The 18,333-nt window shown below is 68.3% G+C and carries 15 protein-coding genes; 10 read left to right on the top strand and 5 right to left on the bottom strand.

Going from position 1 to position 18,333, the window contains the following annotated elements; all coding sequences use genetic code 11:
* Positions 1-62: 62 nt before the first annotated feature.
* Positions 63-878, bottom strand: a complete 816-nt coding sequence (locus ACWDTD_RS00765; protein ID WP_449745150.1) for an SWIM zinc finger family protein — start codon at positions 876-878, stop codon at positions 63-65.
* Positions 875-3,865 carry a DEAD/DEAH box helicase gene (locus ACWDTD_RS00760; protein WP_449745149.1) on the bottom strand — a complete coding sequence of 997 codons (2,991 nt, stop codon included), beginning with the start codon at positions 3,863-3,865 and terminating at the stop codon, positions 875-877. The genes ACWDTD_RS00765 and ACWDTD_RS00760 overlap by 4 nt, the downstream gene beginning before the upstream one ends.
* A gap of 273 nt (positions 3,866-4,138) precedes the next feature.
* On the opposite strand from ACWDTD_RS00760, the gene ACWDTD_RS00755 reads away from it, so the two are divergent.
* Complete coding sequence (locus ACWDTD_RS00755) at positions 4,139-5,545, top strand: DUF2252 domain-containing protein (protein WP_449745466.1); 1,407 nt, start codon at positions 4,139-4,141, stop codon at positions 5,543-5,545.
* 10 nt (positions 5,546-5,555) lie between these two features.
* Here ACWDTD_RS00755 and ACWDTD_RS00750 read toward each other — a convergent pair whose 3' ends face one another.
* On the bottom strand, positions 5,556-6,521 hold the full coding sequence (locus ACWDTD_RS00750) for an ABC transporter substrate-binding protein (RefSeq protein WP_449745148.1): 966 nt from the start codon (positions 6,519-6,521) through the stop codon (positions 5,556-5,558).
* Between the two features lie 394 nt (positions 6,522-6,915).
* Here ACWDTD_RS00750 and ctaD point away from each other — a divergent pair, with 394 nt between their 5' ends.
* From ctaD to ACWDTD_RS00730, 4 genes are read left to right on the top strand one after another with little or no spacing between them, the layout of a single operon-like run.
* Complete coding sequence (gene ctaD, locus ACWDTD_RS00745; RefSeq protein ID WP_449745147.1) at positions 6,916-8,694, top strand: aa3-type cytochrome oxidase subunit I; 1,779 nt, start codon at positions 6,916-6,918, stop codon at positions 8,692-8,694.
* A 5-nt stretch (positions 8,695-8,699) separates the two neighbouring features.
* A complete protein-coding gene (gene serB / locus ACWDTD_RS00740; protein WP_449745146.1) occupies positions 8,700-9,923 on the top strand; it encodes a phosphoserine phosphatase SerB in 1,224 nt (407 codons plus the stop codon).
* Positions 9,924-9,928: 5 nt separating this feature from the next.
* Positions 9,929-10,693: a peptidyl-tRNA hydrolase gene (locus ACWDTD_RS00735; RefSeq protein WP_449745145.1), complete on the top strand. Its 765-nt coding sequence runs from the start codon at positions 9,929-9,931 to the stop codon at positions 10,691-10,693.
* Entirely contained in the window at positions 10,686-11,138 is a 453-nt protein-coding gene (locus ACWDTD_RS00730; protein WP_449745144.1) for a cupin domain-containing protein, read from the top strand. The genes ACWDTD_RS00735 and ACWDTD_RS00730 overlap by 8 nt, the downstream gene beginning before the upstream one ends.
* A 40-nt stretch (positions 11,139-11,178) precedes the next feature.
* Here ACWDTD_RS00730 and ACWDTD_RS00725 read toward each other — a convergent pair whose 3' ends face one another.
* Positions 11,179-12,174 (bottom strand): LLM class flavin-dependent oxidoreductase, encoded by a 996-nt coding sequence (locus ACWDTD_RS00725; RefSeq protein WP_449745143.1) that lies wholly within the window; start codon positions 12,172-12,174, stop codon positions 11,179-11,181.
* 98 nt (positions 12,175-12,272) lie between these two features.
* Between ACWDTD_RS00725 and ACWDTD_RS00720 the strand changes: the two genes are divergently transcribed.
* Together ACWDTD_RS00720 and ACWDTD_RS00715 are read left to right on the top strand one after the other, a co-directional pair.
* Positions 12,273-13,124 carry an ABC transporter ATP-binding protein gene (locus ACWDTD_RS00720; protein ID WP_449745142.1) on the top strand — a complete coding sequence of 284 codons (852 nt, stop codon included), beginning with the start codon at positions 12,273-12,275 and terminating at the stop codon, positions 13,122-13,124.
* A gap of 118 nt (positions 13,125-13,242) precedes the next feature.
* Complete coding sequence (locus ACWDTD_RS00715) at positions 13,243-14,067, top strand: NUDIX hydrolase (RefSeq protein WP_449745141.1); 825 nt, start codon at positions 13,243-13,245, stop codon at positions 14,065-14,067.
* Positions 14,068-14,112: 45 nt separating this feature from the next.
* Here ACWDTD_RS00715 and ligD read toward each other — a convergent pair whose 3' ends face one another.
* Entirely contained in the window at positions 14,113-15,108 is a 996-nt protein-coding gene (gene ligD / locus ACWDTD_RS00710) for a non-homologous end-joining DNA ligase (protein ID WP_449745140.1), read from the bottom strand.
* Positions 15,109-15,183: 75 nt separating this feature from the next.
* Here ligD and ACWDTD_RS00705 point away from each other — a divergent pair, with 75 nt between their 5' ends.
* From ACWDTD_RS00705 to ACWDTD_RS00695, 3 genes are all read left to right on the top strand, one after another.
* Positions 15,184-15,972 (top strand): enoyl-CoA hydratase/isomerase family protein, encoded by a 789-nt coding sequence (locus ACWDTD_RS00705; protein ID WP_449745139.1) that lies wholly within the window; start codon positions 15,184-15,186, stop codon positions 15,970-15,972.
* Between the two features lie 87 nt (positions 15,973-16,059).
* Positions 16,060-17,034, top strand: coding sequence for a class I SAM-dependent methyltransferase (locus tag ACWDTD_RS00700; RefSeq protein WP_449745138.1), 975 nt, complete (start codon positions 16,060-16,062; stop codon positions 17,032-17,034).
* 25 nt (positions 17,035-17,059) lie between these two features.
* Positions 17,060-18,277 carry a THUMP-like domain-containing protein gene (locus ACWDTD_RS00695; RefSeq protein ID WP_449745137.1) on the top strand — a complete coding sequence of 406 codons (1,218 nt, stop codon included), beginning with the start codon at positions 17,060-17,062 and terminating at the stop codon, positions 18,275-18,277.
* Positions 18,278-18,333: the final 56 nt, after the last annotated feature.

Genomic DNA, 18,333 nt, shown 5'->3' with positions numbered 1-18,333 from the left:
GGGTTGGTCCGTTCCTGAATGCTCTTGCACCGCACGACCTCCGTGGTTGGCGGAGGCACATACTACGCGCCGGATCCCTCCGGTGCGTCGCGAGGATCGAGCCGGTCGTAGAGGTCGCCGAGCTGGTCGATGGCCTCGGCGATATCGCCCGGGGCAACACCGGACGCCCGCAGCGCCGTCCGCAGCGCGGTGGTGTCGAGGTCGGTGAGCGGATTCATCCGCGCAGGACGCGGCAGCGCCGGAAGCGGGGAGTGGTCACCGTAGAAGTCGTTGCCGGCCGGCGGCGTGCGGCCGTCGTCGCCCGAAGCGTCACCCCGCGGAGCGCCCGCGGCGCGATCGTCGAGCGCGTCGAGGATCGATGACAGGTCCGTGCCCATCACCGTCAGCAACGTCAGCGGTGAGCGGTCGATGTCGGCGGCCACCTCGTAGGCCACCGCGAGCACGTGGATGCAGCGCGACGACTCGTCCGGACACGTGCAGTCCGAGACGACGTCGGCCGATTCGGTGGGGCCGAGCAACCCGCCGAGCATCGCCGGCTGTTGGCCGCGTGTCACCGACATCACGTCATCGACCCCACCGTTGGCCCGCAGCAGCTCGGCGACCGTCGCGGCATCGACGGTGCGCATCGTGAGGGTCACCTCGAACGGCTCGAGCTGGCTGCCCTCCACCGACGCGGTCACCCGTCCGGGTGTGATGGCCGGCCGATGTACGTGTCGGTCTCGAAAGTATCTGCGCGCCTTGGCGATACGACGGCTGTCGGCCGACTCGGTGATCTCGCCCACGCCCGCGATGTCGGCGCGTCCCTCCACCACGTCCACAAACGTGCGCGACCAGCGCGTCAACGCGTATCCCCGCACCGGGACCGTTCCGCGGCTCATTCGCTGACCGCCTCGTCGCGTAGCCGGAACAGGTCGAACAACTCGTCGTCGCCGAGATCGGAGATCCAGTTCTCGCCCGCGGCGACGGTGAGCCGCGACAATTCACGCTTCTTGGCAACCATGTCGTCGATGCGTTCCTCGAGTGTCCCCACGCAGACGAACCGGCGGACGTGCACATGCTGATGCTGACCGATCCGGTACGCGCGATCGGTTGCCTGGTCCTCGACGGCCGGATTCCACCATCGGTCGACGTGGATCACGTGGTTGGCGGCGGTCAGATTCAACCCGGTGCCGCCGGCCTTCAACGTGGCCACGAGGATCGGGGGTCCGGTGTGCCCCGACCCGAACTCCCCGACGATCCGGTCGCGTTCGGTGCGCGTGACACCGCCGTGCAACAGCGGAATCGGCGTCTCGAGCAGATCGCCGAGCCACGCCGAGAGCATCTCGCCGAAGACTGCGAACTGGGTGAAGACCAGGGCGCGGTCACCGTCGGCGACCAGGGTGGCCGCCATGTCGCCGAGCAATTCGACCTTGCCGGAACGGTGCTGCTCGCGGTGCATGATCGCCGAGCCGTCACCGAGGTAGTGGGCGGGATGGTTGCAGACCTGTTTGAGGCGGGTGAGGGCGGCGAGGACGGTTCGCCGGCGCATCGCGCGTTGCTGCTTCACGCGGAGTGCGGCCATCAGATCGTCGATGATCGCGCGGTAGAGGGCTGCCTGTTCGACGGTCAGGTTGGCGCGCACCGTGATCTCGGTCTTCTCCGGCAGATCGGTGATGATCGTCGGGTCGCTCTTCTCCCGCCGCAGGATGAACGGGCGCGTGAGACCGGTCAACCTGCGCAACGCCCCGGGGTCGCGGTCACGTTCGATCGGCTCGGCGAAACGTGCGCGAAAGACGGACGCAGATCCGAGCATTCCGGGATTCACCAGGTCGATCACCGCACGCAGATCCTCCAGCCGGTTCTCCACCGGCGTTCCGGTCAGTGCCAGTCGATGGGCGGCCGGAATCGACCGCAGCGCCTTGGCTGCCGCGGTGTTGACGTTCTTGACGTGCTGGGCCTCATCGACCACCAGGCGCCGCCATGACCGGCCCGCCAGGAGTCCGCGATCGCGGGTGGCGATCGCGAAGGTGCTCAACACCACGTCGACGCCGTCGGTGCGTGTGCCGAACTCGCTGCCGCGCGCACGGTCGGCGCCGTGGTGCACCACCACCCGTAGGTGCGGTGCAAAGTGCTGCAGCTCGCGAAACCAGTTGCCCACCACTGACATCGGACAGATGATCAAGGTGGGTTCGGTGACTGCGCCAGGGGGTGTGGACTCCCGTTCACGGCACAGCAGTGCGATCACCTGAACGGTTTTGCCCAGGCCCATGTCGTCGGCGAGGACACCGCCGACCCCGAGTGTCGACAGATACCAGAGCCAGTCGAGTCCACGGAGTTGGTAGGGACGGAGTTCGGTGGCCAGTGCCGCGGGGGGACTCAGTGGCGCCGGCCGCAGCGCGCCCCCGGCCGCGATGTCGTCGAGCCAGCCCAACCCTTCGACCGAGGTCACGGGTACGGGCGCGTTGCCGGCTCCGTCGACCACCAGCCCGAACAACTCGCCCATGTCGGCGGGTTGGTCGGTGGCGCGCAGGGCGCGCTGGGTCCGGATGAATGCTGCCGCGCGGGTCAGGGCGGCGCCCTCGGCGCGCATCCATACTCCGCGAACCCGGACCAGATCGCCCTTCTGGCGCGACAATTCGTCGAGGTCACCGTCGGTGAGTGTGACGGCCTCGGGATCGTCGCCCAGCGACAGACGCCATTCGAACTCCCGCACCTCACGCAACCCGACCATTCTGGCCGGCGCGCCGCCACCGGGAACCGGTGTCGCCCGCACACCGAGGACCGGCCGCACGTCGGCGATCGTGCGCGGCAACAGAACCGGGAATCCCGCATCACCCAGGGCGGCGGCTCCCTCGGCGAACAACTGCTCCACCGCGCGGGTACCCAGCAGGAAATCGAGCGTGGTGCGGTCCGGTTCCGCCTGGGCGAGTTCCCCGAAAGCCCGCACCGCCGAAGCGAGTTCGGTGGTCATCTGGTCGAGGTCGTGGGCGTCGAGACGATGGGGGAGCACCGGTTCGGTGTGGCCGTCGGGTGCCCGGCGACACACCTGCAGGCGCCACCGGGGCTCCGCGATGGCGATGTCGGGTTCCCACTCGCCGAAGGAATCGTCGGGAGCGGGTAGATCCTCGGGCTCGTGCAGCCGGAAGATCAGTGTCGAATCATCTTGCGGTGCACTGCTGTTCCACTGACTCCAGGCCGTCCGGGTGGCCGGATGGCGTGCCTGCGGTGGCACCGTGGCGCCGTCGACCAGGGAGGCGAGCACCGGCGTGGACGGTGCGACCGGGCCCAGGCGCGGTATCGACGCGGCGAGGCGGGAGCGGCATTCGAAGTCTGTCAGTTCGGCGGCGAGGTCACCCAGCGCGGACGCACCCCCGTTGTCCAGGAGCACCTGCGGCGCGCCCGCGGCCACCACCGTGCACCAACTGCGCCACGACGGGGTGGGAATCGGCTGCCACCGCGCCACGGTCTCCCCGGCGACGTCGACGACGGCCGGCACCACCGCGCCCGCATCGACGAATCGGCGAACGCCGTCGAGGATCAGCCGGCACCAGCGGACATCCCCGCCGACCGGCAGGGACCGGGTGGCGTCGAGCAGGGTGACGGCCGACGACGTCCCCAACGTCATTGCGGAGACGAAATTTCGGTGGCCGTCGGGCCCGATGAGTGCGATGTCGCGGCGAAAACGTTTGCCCGCCAACAGTGTGGACACGGCGTCGGGGAGTGCGGTACCGGTCTGGTGAGGAGATGTGGCAGGGAGCTGGTCTCCGGCCGGGGTGGAATATGCGGGGTCCAGCCAGACGGCCAGGCCGATACCCGGGCGCCACAGCACATGCAGTCCGGACGCCGACACCGCCCCGACGCGATCTTCGGAGACGGTCGACCCCATGAAGCCACTGTAACCGGGACGGCCGACACCGGTTTGGACACAACTGCCGGGTATGCGAGCAGACCGGTCCACACTTGACCCATGACGACACCACTCGGCGACGGCGATACGACAGACGGCGATACGACAGACGGCGATACGACAGACGGCAACACGTCAGGCAGCGACACGTCAGACGGCGATACGACAGGCAGCGATACGACAGACGGCGACACGACAGGAATCGACACGCCGAACGACGACATGGCCGACGTGCCCGTCACCGAACCGGACATGTCTCCGTCGGATCCCACCACCGCCGCCGGGCCATCGACCTTCAGCGCCGCGCTGGCTTCCGGTCCCACCAAGTACTCGACCACCCGCAATCCCGTCGGGAAGGCGGCGCGCAAGGTCGTCCCGCGCAGTCAACTCGGGCAGTGGGATCCGTCGCGGCGTGGCCACGATGCCCTACAGACCATCCTGGCGCAGAACGAGATCCGCGATCAACGGCTCGTCCCCATCCGGCATGGCCGGATGTCGAAGTCGCCCTGGACGTATTACCGGGGTGCCGCCGCGGTGATGGCAGCCGATCTGGCGTCGCGGCCGAACACGGGGATCCACGTACAGATGTGCGGCGACGCCCACGTCCTCAACTTCGGGCTCTGGAACACCCCCGAACGCACACTGGCGTTCGACCTGCGCGACTTCGACGAAACCCTGCCCGGTCCGTTCGAGTGGGATCTGCTGCGGTTCCTCGCGAGCCTGGTGGTGCTCGGCCGCGACAACGGGGTCACCGAGGACGCCTCGGTCGACGCGGTTCGCGCCGGCTTCACCGCCTACCACACGTCGATGCTGGACTACGCGGGCTGGCCCATTCTGGACGTGTGGGCGGAGACGATCTCAGCCGACGAACTGTCCGGGTATCTGGCGCCGGCGCAGGGCGCCGAACTCGACAAGGCCATCACCAAACGGGCCAAGAAGCGCACCAGTCGCGGCGCGTCGAAGAAGTTCACCCACATCGTCGACGGACAGCGGATGATCATCGAGGACCCGCCGTACCGGGAACACCTCGACGGCTCGGCCACTGATCTACTCGACGAGATCGTCGTGAAGTACTACGGGTCGCTCGGCGAGAGGGTTGCGGCGCTGCTACGTCGCTTCGACATGGTCGACGCGGTTCAGCAGGTGGTCGGCGTGGGCAGTGTGGGCATGCGCGTGTTCTTGACACTGCTGGAGGAGCACGTGACCGCCGACCCCCTGTTCCTGCAGGTGAAGCAGGCCGCGCCGTCGGTGTACGAGAAGTTTCTCGCACCCAGCGTGTACGCCAATCACGGCCAGCGGGTGGTCAATGGTCAACGGCTGATCCAGAGTGCTTCCGACATGTTCCTGGGCTGGACCCGGATCGGGGACGAGGAGTTCTACGTGCGGCAGTTCCGCGACGGAAAGGTGATCCCCGACGGTCCCGGCGTGGCCCACGTCCTCGATGCGTTCGCCAGTGCGTGCGGGCACGTGCTGGCCCGCGCTCATGGCCGCAGCGGGGACGCTCGCGCCATCGCCCAATACCTCGGCAAGTCGAACAAGGCCGAGGATTCGGTGGTCTCGTTCGCACAGGCCTACGCCGACCAGACCGAACGCGACCATGCCCAGTTGGCCGCGGCGGTGGCCGACGGGTCGATCCCGTCGGCTCCCGGCTGGCCATGACCGGGCGGAATCACTCTCCGGCGGAGCTGCCGTCCAGCGAGCCCTTCACGTCGTTGAGCACCAGCCACGCCGCGGCCAGCCCCGACGTGCCGTACCAGATCTCGTCGTTGACGGCGAGCACGCGCTTCCAGGTGGGGGCGCCCATGTCGAGCCAGCGATCACTGAGGAGCACCTCCTTACCGCGCGACAATCCGGCGGGACCGTCGAAGCTGACATAGATGAGGTCGGCGTCGGCGTCGGAAAAGTTCTTGTCGGTCACCGTGATGGTGCCGGGCCGGCGCTGCGAGGCGGGACGCTGGACGCCGATCATCGACAGGATCTGTCCGGCGAAACTCTCGGTGCCCTCGATCACCTCGCCGTTCGGAGTGAAACGGACCAACGAGACCTGGGAATGGGCGGCATCCATGCGCCGTCCGGTTCTGGTGGCCTCGGTGCGGAACTCGTCGAGCAATCGGGGGGCGCTCTGGCCTCGCCCGAGGGCGTCGGCGACCTCGGTGAACTGCTGCTCCCAATCGCCGGGTGCGATGGTCGCCACCCTGGTGCCACCGAATGCGGCGGCCGAGGCGGCGGTCGCGGGGGTGGTCAGCACCACGTCGGGTGCGGCCGACTTCACGGCCGCGGCGTCGGGGGCGGTGCCGATCGCCGGGACGGAGGTCAGCTGCGGACCGAGGTACTGCGGGACAGAGCCCGGTGCTGCGGTGACCGCGGTGACCTTCGGACCGATCCCGAGCGCGCAGACCGCGTCGAGGAGCCCTGGGTCGGTGACCACGATGCGGTCGACCTCGGCCGCTGCATCGTCGGGTGCGGTCGGAGCCAGGCAGGTGTGTGCGTAATCGCGGTCGGCGGAGACGACGTTGACCTGCGCGATCCTGGTGGTCGACGTCGAGATCGGCTTCCCGTCGGGGGTGGTCAACGGGGCGTCCTGCCCGCAGCCGGCCAGGCCGACGGCAAGCGCACAGATCCCCGCCACGAGCATCGTCCCCACCGTGCGTCGGCCCGATCGGATCGGGTCACGACGGCTCCCGTGAGGGGTCATCGCACCTGGGAACACACCGCCGCTTCGCACCGCAACAAACTAGCATCGGTGCATGTGACGCCCGCCCGGCGCACGGCGCGTCCCGCGCCTTCCCCAACCTGTGTCCGGGGGTCACGTTCCGGGGGTGTCGCGAGCCCGGCGCGTCGAGGGTGTTCGGCATGCTGACCTGCCGTGACGGCTCGGGCGGCCAAATTAATACGACAGATCGTAGGACCCGCTCGGCCGAGGGGCTGAGAAGGGTTTAGGATCGGTAATCAGCGCTCGGTTTGTTCATGTGCCGACAGAGTCTTTAGTCACGACGTGACGAGGCCAATGGTCGGCAAGAGGAGGATCTGTGACCGCGGTTGACCAGCCCACCACGCAAGTGGAATCAGTGCGTCCGTATCCGGCGCGCTACCAGCCCAAGGGTTCGTTCATCTACAAGCTGATCACCACCACCGATCACAAGCTGATCGGGATGATGTACATCACCGCCTGCTTCGCGTTCTTCCTCATTGGCGGTCTGATGGCGCTGCTGATGCGCGCCGAGCTTGCGCATCCGGGGATGCAGTTCCTCTCCACCGAGCAGTTCAACCAGCTGTTCACCATGCACGGCACGGTGATGCTGCTGATGTACGCGACGCCGATCGTCATCGGCTTCGCCAACTTCGTCCTGCCGCTGCAGATCGGTTCGCCCGACGTCGCGTTCCCGCGGCTCAACGCCTTCGGCTTCTGGCTGTTCGTCTTCGGTTCCACCGTGGCCATCAGCGGCTTCCTCACCCCGGGTGGTGCCGCCGACTTCGGTTGGACCGCCTACACCCCGCTGACCGACGCGGTGCACTCCCCGGGTGTGGGCGCCGACCTGTGGATCATGGGTCTGGGCGTTTCGGGCCTGGGCACCATTCTCGGCGCGGTCAACATGGTCACGACCGTCGTCTGCCTGCGTGCTCCCGGCATGACGATGTTCCGGATGCCGATCTTCACCTGGAACATCCTGGTGACCAGCGTCCTGATCCTGCTGATCTTCCCGCTGCTGACCGCGGCCCTGCTCGGCCTCGAGGTGGACCGCCAGTTCGGCGCGCACCTCTACGATCCCGCAAATGGCGGTGTGATCCTGTGGCAGCACCTGTTCTGGTTCTTCGGTCACCCCGAGGTGTACGTCATCGCGCTGCCCTTCTTCGGCATCGTCTCCGAGATCTTCCCGGTTTTCAGCCGCAAACCGATCTTCGGGTACTCCGGCCTGGTGTACGCCACCCTGTCGATCGCCGCGCTGTCGGTGGCCGTGTGGGCGCACCACATGTACGTCACCGGTTCGGTGTTGCTGCCGTTCTTCTCGTTCATGACGTTCCTGATCGCGGTGCCCACCGGCGTCAAGTTCTTCAACTGGATAGGCACGATGTGGAAGGGACACATCACCTTCGAGACGCCGATGCTGTTCTCCGTCGGCTTCATCGTGACGTTCCTCTTCGGTGGTCTCACCGGCGTTCTGCTGGCCAGCCCGCCGCTGGACTTCCACCTCTCCGACACCTACTTCGTCGTGGCGCACTTCCACTACGTGCTCTTCGGGACGATCGTGTTCGCCACCTACGCGGGCATCTACTTCTGGTTCCCCAAGATGACCGGCCGGATGCTCGACGAACGTCTCGGCAAGTGGCACTTCTGGCTGACGTTCATCGGCTTCCACACCACGTTCCTGGTGCAGCACTGGCTGGGCAACGAGGGCATGCCGCGTCGTTACGCCGACTACCTGCCGTCGGACGGATTCACCACCCTCAACGAGGTGTCCACGGTTGGCGCGTTCATCCTCGGTCTCTCGACGCTGCCGTTCCTGTGGAACGTGTTCAAGAGCTACCGGTACGGCGAGGTGGTGACCGTGGACGACCCGTGGGGCTTCGGCAACTCGCTGGAGTGGGCCACCAGCTGCCCGCCGCCGCGGCACAACTTCACCGAGCTGCCGCGCATCCGGTCCGAGCGCCCCGCGTTCGAGCTGCACTACCCGCACATGGTCGACCGCATGCATGCCGAGGCGCACGTCGGATCGCGAAGCGGCCACGACAGTGCATCCGCCGAATCCGTCCGACGTGAGCCACTGGTGACCGGAAGTCACGAGGCGTCCGGGGATCCCGACCGCTGAATTCGGTGGAACACCCCACACCGGTACTGATCACCGTCACCGGCCCGGACAAGCCCGGCGTCACCTCGGTACTCATGGGCGCGCTGGCCAACCAGCGGGTCGATCTGCTCGACGTCGAGCAGGTGGTCATCAACGACCGGCTCACCCTCGGGGTCATGGTGTCGGTGGGCGGCGACCCGGAGGAGCTGCAGGACATCGTCGAGCAGGCGATGGCATCGGTGGGTATGGAGGTCATCGTCGAGGTCGGTGGCGCCACCACCGGGCATCCGCCGTCGAGTCACGCGGTGGTGCTGCTGGGCAGTCCGGTCACCGCGAGAGCCTTCCGTGCCGTGGCCGCTCAGCTCGCCGGGCAGAACGGCAACATCGACTCCATCCGCGGGGTCGCCGATTACCCGGTGACCGGCCTGGAACTCATGGTCAGTGTGGCCGGCCGCAACGACGTGGCCGCCGACGCCGCACTGCGCAAGGGTCTCGCCGCGGTGGCCGCCAAGCACGGCGTCGACATTGCGGTGGAACGCGGGGGACTCGCGCGGCGGGCCAAGCGACTCATCGTGTTCGACGTGGACTCCACCCTCATCCAGGGCGAGGTCATCGAGATGCTGGCCGCCCACGCCGGGCGTGAGGCAGAGGTGGCCGCGGTCACCGAAGCCGCCATGCGCGGCGAAATCGACTTCTCCGAGTCGCTACACCAACGTGTGGCCGCATTGGCGGGACTCGACGCCCGCGTCCTCGACGAGGTGGCCGCCGACCTCACCCTCACCCCGGGGGCGCGCACCACGATTCGGACGTTGCACCGGCTCGGCTACCACTGCGGACTCGTGTCCGGCGGTTTCCGGCAGGTGATCGACGGACTGGCACATGAACTGGAATTGGATTTCGTGCGGGCGAACACCCTCGAGGTGATCGACGGCAGACTGACCGGGCGGGTGATCGGCGAGATCGTGGACCGACCCGGCAAGGCGCGGGCGCTGCGATCGTTCGCCGACCAGGTGGGCGTGCCGATGGAGCAGACAGTCGCCGTCGGCGACGGTGCCAACGACATCGACATGCTCAGCGTCGCCGGACTCGGGATCGCCTTCAACGCGAAACCCGCACTGCAAGAGGTGGCCGACGCCGCGCTCAACTATCCGTTCCTCGATGCGGTGCTGTTCATCCTCGGCGTCACGCGTGACGAGATCGAGGCTGCCGACGCGGCCGACGGTGTGCTGCGACGCGTGCCGCTGCCGTGACGGGCATGCCCGATGCCGACGATCCCTTTTCCGACGCCTACCGCAGGCTCACCGGGTACGTGGGGGGCGCCGACGACCCACCCGACCCGGCCGACGTGCTGGCCATGCAGATGGTCCTGCACATCGAGAAGACCGATCCACCCGACCGCACCGACCTGCTGGTCGCGGCGGCACGGGCGGTGGCACTCGCCTGCCTCGACGACCGATCCGGTGCGGACGGACCGTGGGGTGCGCCCATGCAGGCGTGGTGCGACGCGCGGATCCGAAAGATCGCGCGGCGCGCTCGCGGTGCGCAATGGCATGCCGCACAAGAGGTCTGGGGGTTGACCGCGACCGAGGGCAACGCCGCGGCGAGAGCCTTGGTCCCGGGCCGGGTGGGTGATGTGGATCGCCGCATCGCACGGCTGCAGATCGGTGGCACCGACGTCGCCGGCGAGCTGCCCACGGCGCCGGCGGTACCGGGCGTGTGCCTGTGGGTGAACCCGACACTCGAGATGACGGTGGGCAAGCTCGCCGCTCAGGTGGGCCACGGATCGATGCTCGCGGTCCGGTTGCTCGACGCGGCGCATGCTCGTGCATGGCGCGACGTCGGTTGTCCCCTGCGGATCTGCTCGCCCGACGAAGCCCGCTGGACGGATCTGCTGGCCGCCGAGGCCGCCGGGCGGGCGGTGGCCGTGCGCGATGCGGGTTTCACCGAGATCGCACCCGGATCGGTGACGGTCATCGCCGACATCACGAGCGGCATCGAGACAGGGCCGCCGCATGGATGACCGTCGTCTGCCCGAATGGGCGCGTGAACTCGATCTCTCGCCCCATCCGGAGGGCGGCTGGTTCCGCGAGACGTGGCGCAGTGAGGTGACGCTGCCGGGCCACGTATTGCCCGACGGCTATACCGGTCCACGCGCGGCCGGCACCGCCATCGTGTTCCTCCTGCTGCCCGGTGAGGAGTCGGCGTGGCACACGGTGCGCGGCAGCGAGATCTGGCTGTATCACCGGGGTGCACCGGTCGAACTCGACCTGGGCGGCGCGGCGACGGCACCCGCATCGGACGAGTCCGTGCTCGTCGGCCCCGATGTGGCGGCCGGACACCGACCCCAGGCCCTCGTTCCACCAGGGCACTGGCAGCGGGCACGGTGCGGCGGTGACGAGGCATCTCTGGTCAGCTGCATCGTGGTGCCCGGGTTCGACTTCGCCGACTTCGCGCTCGAGGAATGATCACACCGAAGCGATGATCACACCGAAGCGATGATCACCCTCAGGTCGCGGGCTGTGACGGAGTGAGTGCCGGCGCGAGATGTCCCAGGGTGCTCATCCACACGTCGCGATCCGGGGCCACCGACGCCACGATCAACTCGTCCGCGTCGGCATGCCCGGCGAACCAGTCGAGATAGGAACGCACCTCGGCGGGCGTACCCACACCGGTATAGGTCATCATCTGGTCGATCTGACGACCCTGGGGCATCGACAGCACCGCATCCGCCTCGTCGTCGGTGAACTGCCTGCCCCGACCGAAGAGCGCGCTGACCCGCTGCCGCTTGGCCTGCAGCAACTGCGCCCGCGCGAGGTCGCCGTCGTCGTCGGCGATGACGCAGACGCCCGCGATCACGTACGGTTCGGCGAGTTGTTCCGACGGCTGGAACTGTTGCCGGTAGAGGGCCACCGCCTCGGTGAGCGCCTGCGGCGCGAAATGTGACGCGAAGGCGTAGGGCAGACCGAGTGCCGCGGCCAGCTGCGCGCCGAACAGCGAGGAACCCAGAATGTAGAGCGGCACATCCGTACCGGCGCCCGGGGTGGCCGCGACACCCTGGATGCGTGACTGGCCGCGCAGATAGCCCTGCAACTCCAGCACGTCGGAGGGGAACCGGTCCGCGGAGGCGATGTCGCGCCGCAGAGCGGTGAAGGTCTGCTGGTCGGAGCCGGGAGCCCGGCCCAGCCCGAGGTCGATGCGCCCGGGATGCAGTTCGGCCAATGTGCCGAACTGTTCGGCGACGGTCAGTGGCGCATGGTTGGGCAGCATCACCCCGCCGGCACCCAACCGGATGGTCGAGGTGTGCGCAGCGACATGCGCGACGAGCACAGCGGGCGCCGATGAGGCGATGGATCGCATGTTGTGATGCTCGGCGTACCAGATTCGGCGGTATCCCCACCGCTCGGCGTTGCGGGCCATTTCGGTTGAGGCGGCGAGGGATTCGGCCACGGTCTCACCGCGACCGACCTGCGCGAGATCGAGAATCGACAGATCGATGGACATGTCAATGGCAAGGCTGCGGCGCCGCTCGGTATTCCCGACGCCCGCGTCCGCCGACACTTCGGGACAGCTACGCACGCGACGGCGTCCGGTAGGGCACGATGGGACGCGTGAGCGCCAGCGATACGTCCGATCCCGATCTGCTCATCGACTTCCGTGACGTGAGTCTGGTCCGTGGCGGAAACACGCTTGTCGGGCCGATCACCTGGCAGGTGGAACTCGACGAGCGGTGGGTGATCATCGGACCCAACGGTGCCGGAAAGACGTCGCTGCTGCGCCTCGCAGCCGCCGAACTGCACCCGACGGCCGGCGTCGCCTACCTTCTCAACGAGCAGCTCGGGCGGGTGGAGATGCGCGAACTGTCCACCCGGATCGGTGTGAGTGGCCCCGGGCTGGCCGACCGGGTACCCGACGACGAGATCGTCACCGACGTGGTGATCTCCGCCGGCTACTCGGTGATCGGACGCTGGCGGGAAACCTACGACGAGACCGACCGGACACAGGCCATCGAATCCCTGGAATCCATGGGCGCCGAACACCTCGCCGACCGTCGGTTCGGCACGCTCTCGGAGGGAGAGCGCAAGCGGGTGCTCATCGCGCGTGCGCTGATGACCGATCCCGAGTTGCTGCTGCTCGACGAGCCCGCCGCCGGACTGGACCTCGGTGGCCGCGAAGAACTCGTGGACCGGCTCGCCAGGCTGGCCGCCGACCCCGACTCTCCCGCGATCGTGCTGATCACCCATCACGTCGAGGAGATCCCACCCGGATTCACCCATGCGATGCTGCTGTCGGAGGGTGAGGTGGTCGAGCAGGGTCTGATCAAAGATGTGCTGACCAGCAAAAACCTGTCCGCCACATTCCGGCAGCAGATCACCCTCACCAAGGACGGCAACCGCTTCTTCGCCCGCCGGTCACGGCGCGCGGGCGGTCATCGGCGCGCCGCGGCCGACTGAGCACGCCCGCCGACGTCACCGCGGGGTAGCCCACGTCACACTGTGCGGTAACGTTCGCCGCGAGGGTGCATTGCCACCGTGGCACATTCGGGTTCCGCCGGGACCGCAGGAGGTCGTCGTGAGCCAATCGGAGAGCGAAGGGGCGGCGGCCGTGGCCCCGTTGCGGGACGCTGCGACCGTGGTCCTGGTGCGCGACGGCGTGTCGGGGGTCGAGGTGTTTCTGCAACGCCGTGTGCAGCAGATGGCGTTTGCGGGTGGCATGACCGTGTTTCCCGGCGGTGGCGTGGACGTCCGCGACAGCGACGCCGACCCCGCCTGGACCGGACCGGACGCCCGCTGGTGGGCGGCGCGTTTCTCGACAACACCCGACCTCGCCCAGGCCCTGGTCTGCGCCGCGGTACGGGAGACGTTCGAGGAGTGCGGGGTGCTGCTGGCCTCACGTGCAGACGGCACGTTCGCCGATCCCGCGTCGCTCCGCGACGATCGGGACGCGCTGGTGGCCAAGGAATTCTCGTTCGCGGAGTTCCTCCGCAGGCGCGAACTCACGCTGCGTGCCGACCTGCTGCGCCCGCTTGCGCACTGGATCACGCCGAAGAACGAAAAGCGCCGATACGACACCCGGTTCTTCCTCGCCGCGGTACCGGCGGGACAGACACCCGACGACGCCACATCGGAGGCCGAGGTGGCGCGCTGGGCCGGCGCGCGCGACGCACTGGCCGCCTGGGAGTCGGGCAAACATTTCCTGCTGCCCCCCACGTGGGCGCAGCTCACGGAGGTGGCGCGCTTCGACTCCGTCGACGATCTCCTCGACGCCGAGCACCCCATCGAGCCGATCGAACCCGACGTCAGCGTGGGTGAGGGGCTCGCCGCGTTACGCTTCGCCCACTCCGACGACTACTTCGCCGGTCTCGGCGACCAGGCACCTCCCGCATTATTGCGCTGAGGCCCGTTTCGGCGGCGCCCGGGCCGGCCGCCTGATGGAGGTTGTTCAGCGGTCGAGGTCGACGACGTCGGGATCTGTGCCCGCAGGCGCGTCGCCGTCGGCCTCGTCACGGTCGGCCCACTCCAGCAACGTGTCGAGGCGGAACGCGACATCGTCGATCTCGGCATGCAGGTCGCCGAGTTCGGCAAACCGCGCGGGCATGGTGGCGATGGTGAAGTCGTCCGGTTCGATGTGGTCGATCTCGTCCCAGCCGACCGGCGCCGACACGGTGCCCCGCGCGTTGCCGCGCACCGAGTACGCCGAGGCCATGGTGTGGTCGCGCGTGTTCTGGTTGTAGTCGACGAACACCGCGGCCGGGTCGCGGTCCTTGCGCCACCACGTGGTGGTGACGTCGTCGGGAGCCCGCCGCTCGACCTCACGGGCGAAGGCCAGCGCGGCGCGGCGCACCTGCGGGAAACCCCACTCCGGCGCTATCCGCACGTAGATGTGCAGGCCGCGGCCACCGGAGGTCTTGGGGAAGCCCCGCACACCGAGATCGTCGAGCACCCCGTACGCGACGTGCGCCACCCGTCGGATGCGCTCGAAGTCGCACTCGGGCATCGGGTCGAGATCGATCCGCCACTCATCGGGTGCCTCGGGGTCGGCGCACCGTGAGTTCCAGGGGTGGAACTCGACGGTGGACATCTGAACCGCCCAGATCACGCTGGCGAGTTCGGTGACGCACAGTTCGTCGGCGGTCCGGCCGAAACGCGGAAAGTAGATCTGGGTGGTCTGCAGCCAGTCGGGGGCACCGGCGGGGATCCGCTTCTGGTGCACCTTCTTGCCGCTGACGCCCTTGGGGAAGCGATGCAACATGCACGGGCGCTGCCGCAGCGCACGCACGATGCCGTCACCGACGGACAGGTAGTACCGCGCGAGGTCGAGTTTGGTTTCTCCGCGCTCGTCGAAATAGATGCGGTCGGGGCTGGAGAGCCGGACGCTGCGCTCGCCCACGTCCAGAGTCACCGGGTCGCCGGCATCGCCGGACGCCGAGGAGGGCATGTGCCCACTGTAGGTGCCCGCACCGCGGGGTGGGCCACGTCACGACGCCGACGTGGCGGGCGGTAGCCTTCGACCATGGCTGAGTTCGTGACTCTCGAAACATCCGACGATCATCCCGGCGTGGGCACCATCCTGCTCAACCGCCCGCCGATGAACGCCCTGAACCGGCAGGTGCAGACGGAACTCGCCGCCGCCGCCGCCGAAGCCACCGACCGCGACGACATCAAGGCCGTGGTGGTCTACGGCGGGCCCAAGGTACTGGCCGCGGGCGCGGACATCAAAGAGATGGACACGATGACCTTCGCCGAGATGAGCAAGGTCGCCGGCAAGCTGCAGTCGGGCCTCGGCGCCATCGCCGGCATTCCCAAACCCACCGTTGCGGCGATCACGGGGTACGCGCTCGGTGGTGGACTCGAAGTTGTTCTGGGTGCCGACCGGCGCATCGCGGGCGACAACGCGAAGCTCGGCGTACCCGAGGTGCTCCTCGGGGTGATCCCCGGCGGCGGCGGCACGCAGCGGCTGGCGCGCCTGGTGGGTCCCGCCAAGGCCAAGGACATGATCTTCACCGGCCGTTTCGTCGGGGCCGCCGAGGCCCTCTCGATCGGACTCGTCGACGAGGTGGTCGCCCCCGACGAGGTGTACAACGCCGCGCTTGCGTGGGCCGGGCAGTTTCGCAATGCGGCGTCGATCGCGCTGGCCGCGGGCAAGAAGGCGGTCGATCAGGGTCTCGGCGTCGACCTCGACACCGGACTCAAGATCGAGGAACAGCTGTTCGCGTCGCTCTTCGCCACCAAGGACCGTGAGATCGGCATGGCGTCGTTCATCGAGAACGGACCCGGTAAGGCTGTCTTCACCGGCGAGTGACCGGCCCGGCCGCTACGGTGTGACGATCCGGGCATCCCGCCACCGCCGATGCCCGGGAGCGATGAGAGTGTGAGAGAGCAGAGGACGATGACGACCACGCCCACCCCCGATACCGATCCGGAACCCAATCCGCATGCCACGGCCGACGAGGTTGCCGCGGCGCTCGACGACACCAAGCTCGCGCAGGTGCTCTACCACGATTGGGAAGCCGAGACCTACGACGAGAAGTGGTCGATCAGCTTCGACGACCGGTGCATCGACTACGCGCGCGGGCGTTTCGACGCCGTCGCCTCCGAAGTGCCGCTGCCCTACGGGAGGGCCATGGAACTCGGCTGTGGGACGGGCTTCTTCCTGCTCAACCTGATGCAGTCGGGGGTGGCGAAAAAGGGTTCGGTCACCGATCTGTCGCCGGGCATGGTCAAGGTGGCGCTGCGCAACGCCGAGAACCTCGGACTCGACGTCGACGGCCGGGTGGCCGACGCGGAGAAGATCCCCTACGACGACGACACCTTCGACCTCGTGGTCGGACACGCTGTGCTGCACCACATTCCCGATGTCGAGCAGGCGCTGCGCGAGGTGCTGCGCGTCCTGAAGCCGGGTGGTCGGTTCGTCTTCGCCGGTGAACCGTCGACCATCGGCGATTTCTACGCACGCTGGATGAGCCGGGCCACCTGGTACGCCACCACCAACCTCACCAGGTTCGGGCCGCTGCGGTCGTGGCGCCGACCCCAGGCCGAACTCGACGAGTCGTCGCGGGCCGCGGCACTCGAGGCGGTCGTCGACATCCACACCTTCGATCCCGACGAACTCGCCGGCATCGCACGCGCGGCGGGCGCCGCCGAAGTCGACACCGCCACCGAGGAACTCGCGGCGGCGATGCTGGGATGGCCGGTGCGGACCTTCGAGGCCGCGGTGCCACCGGACAAGCTCGGCTGGGGGTGGGCGCGGTTCGCCTTCGGCGGATGGAAGCGGATGACCTGGCTCGACGAGCACGTCCTGCGCAAGGTGGTGCCGCCGAAGTACTTCTACAACGTGGTGGTGACCGGCACCAAGCCGGAGTGAGCGGTCGGGGTCCGAGTACCCGCCGATGAGCTACGCGTTCACCCTCGACGACGTGACCTACCTTCGGTCACGGTACGGCGAGGCGGCACTGGCATCGATGTCCGCGCTGGCGTTGACCCCGTCGACGATGATCGCCGACGTGACGCAGGCGCGTAGTCGGTATGCGCCACACGATGCGGCGCTGATCGAGACCGTGCGGTGCCGGCGACGGGCGTCGAAGCTGCGGGACCCCGATCGGTGGCTCCTCACCGACGACGCGCTGCAGCAGGCGACCCCGTCGGCGGTGGCCGCGCACCGCGCCGCCGAGATCGCAGCGCGCCACCCGGGAGCGGTGGTACACGACGTGACCTGTTCGGTGGGTGGGGAACTCGTGGAACTGTCGGCCCGCACCGGGATCGCGGGGGTGATCGGCTCGGACCTCGACCGGGTACGGCTGGCGATGGCTCAGCACAATGTATTGACCGACGGGGCACACCCGGTGGTGCTGATGCGCGCGGACGCTCTCACGCCGACATCCACCGCCGACGTGGTGATCGCCGATCCGGCGCGGCGATCCGGCGCCGGGCGGGTGTTCCGGTTCGATCAACTCACGCCGCCGCTGCCGGCCGTGCTGATGACCTACGCGGGTCGTCCTCTGGTGGTGAAATGCGCTCCGGGACTGGATTATCGGGCGTTGCGCGATCGGATCGGTTTCGGTGGTGAGGTGCAGGTGGTCTCGCTCGACGGCGGTGTGCGGGAGGCGTGCCTGTGGAGCGGGCCGGGGATCGCCGATGGACATCGTGCCACGGTGCTGCGGACCGACGAGCACGGTGGTGTGAGCGTCGAGGAGGTACGCGACGGCGAACCCGACGACATCGAACCCGCCGGCTCGGTGGGGGAGTGGATCATCGATCCCGATGGCGCGGTGGTGCGGGCCGGTCTGGTCCGCCAATACGCCCACCGGCACGGCCTGCGACAACTCGACCCGCAGATCGCCTATCTCACCGGGGATTCGGTGCCATCGGGGGCGCGCGGGTTCCGGGTGATCGCGCAGACCACGGTATCGGAGAAGATGCTGCGCAAGACGCTCGCCGCACACGACTGCGGTGCCCTCGAGATCCTGGTCCGCGGCCTCGACGTGGACCCCGATGCGCTGCGAAAGCGGTTGAAGCCGAAGGGAGCACGGTCTCTGGCGCTGGTGCTCACCCGCATCGGGCGCCACGGCGTCGGCTTCGTCTGCGACGCGGGTGTGCGCGCCCCTTGACAGCGCGATGTCGCCACAGCACACGGCTGCGGCAGCGAACCGGTGCGGGGCGAGAG

Source organism: Gordonia sp. NPDC003425 (assembly GCF_053588635.1).
This window is presented reverse-complemented; position numbering and strand designations above follow the sequence as displayed.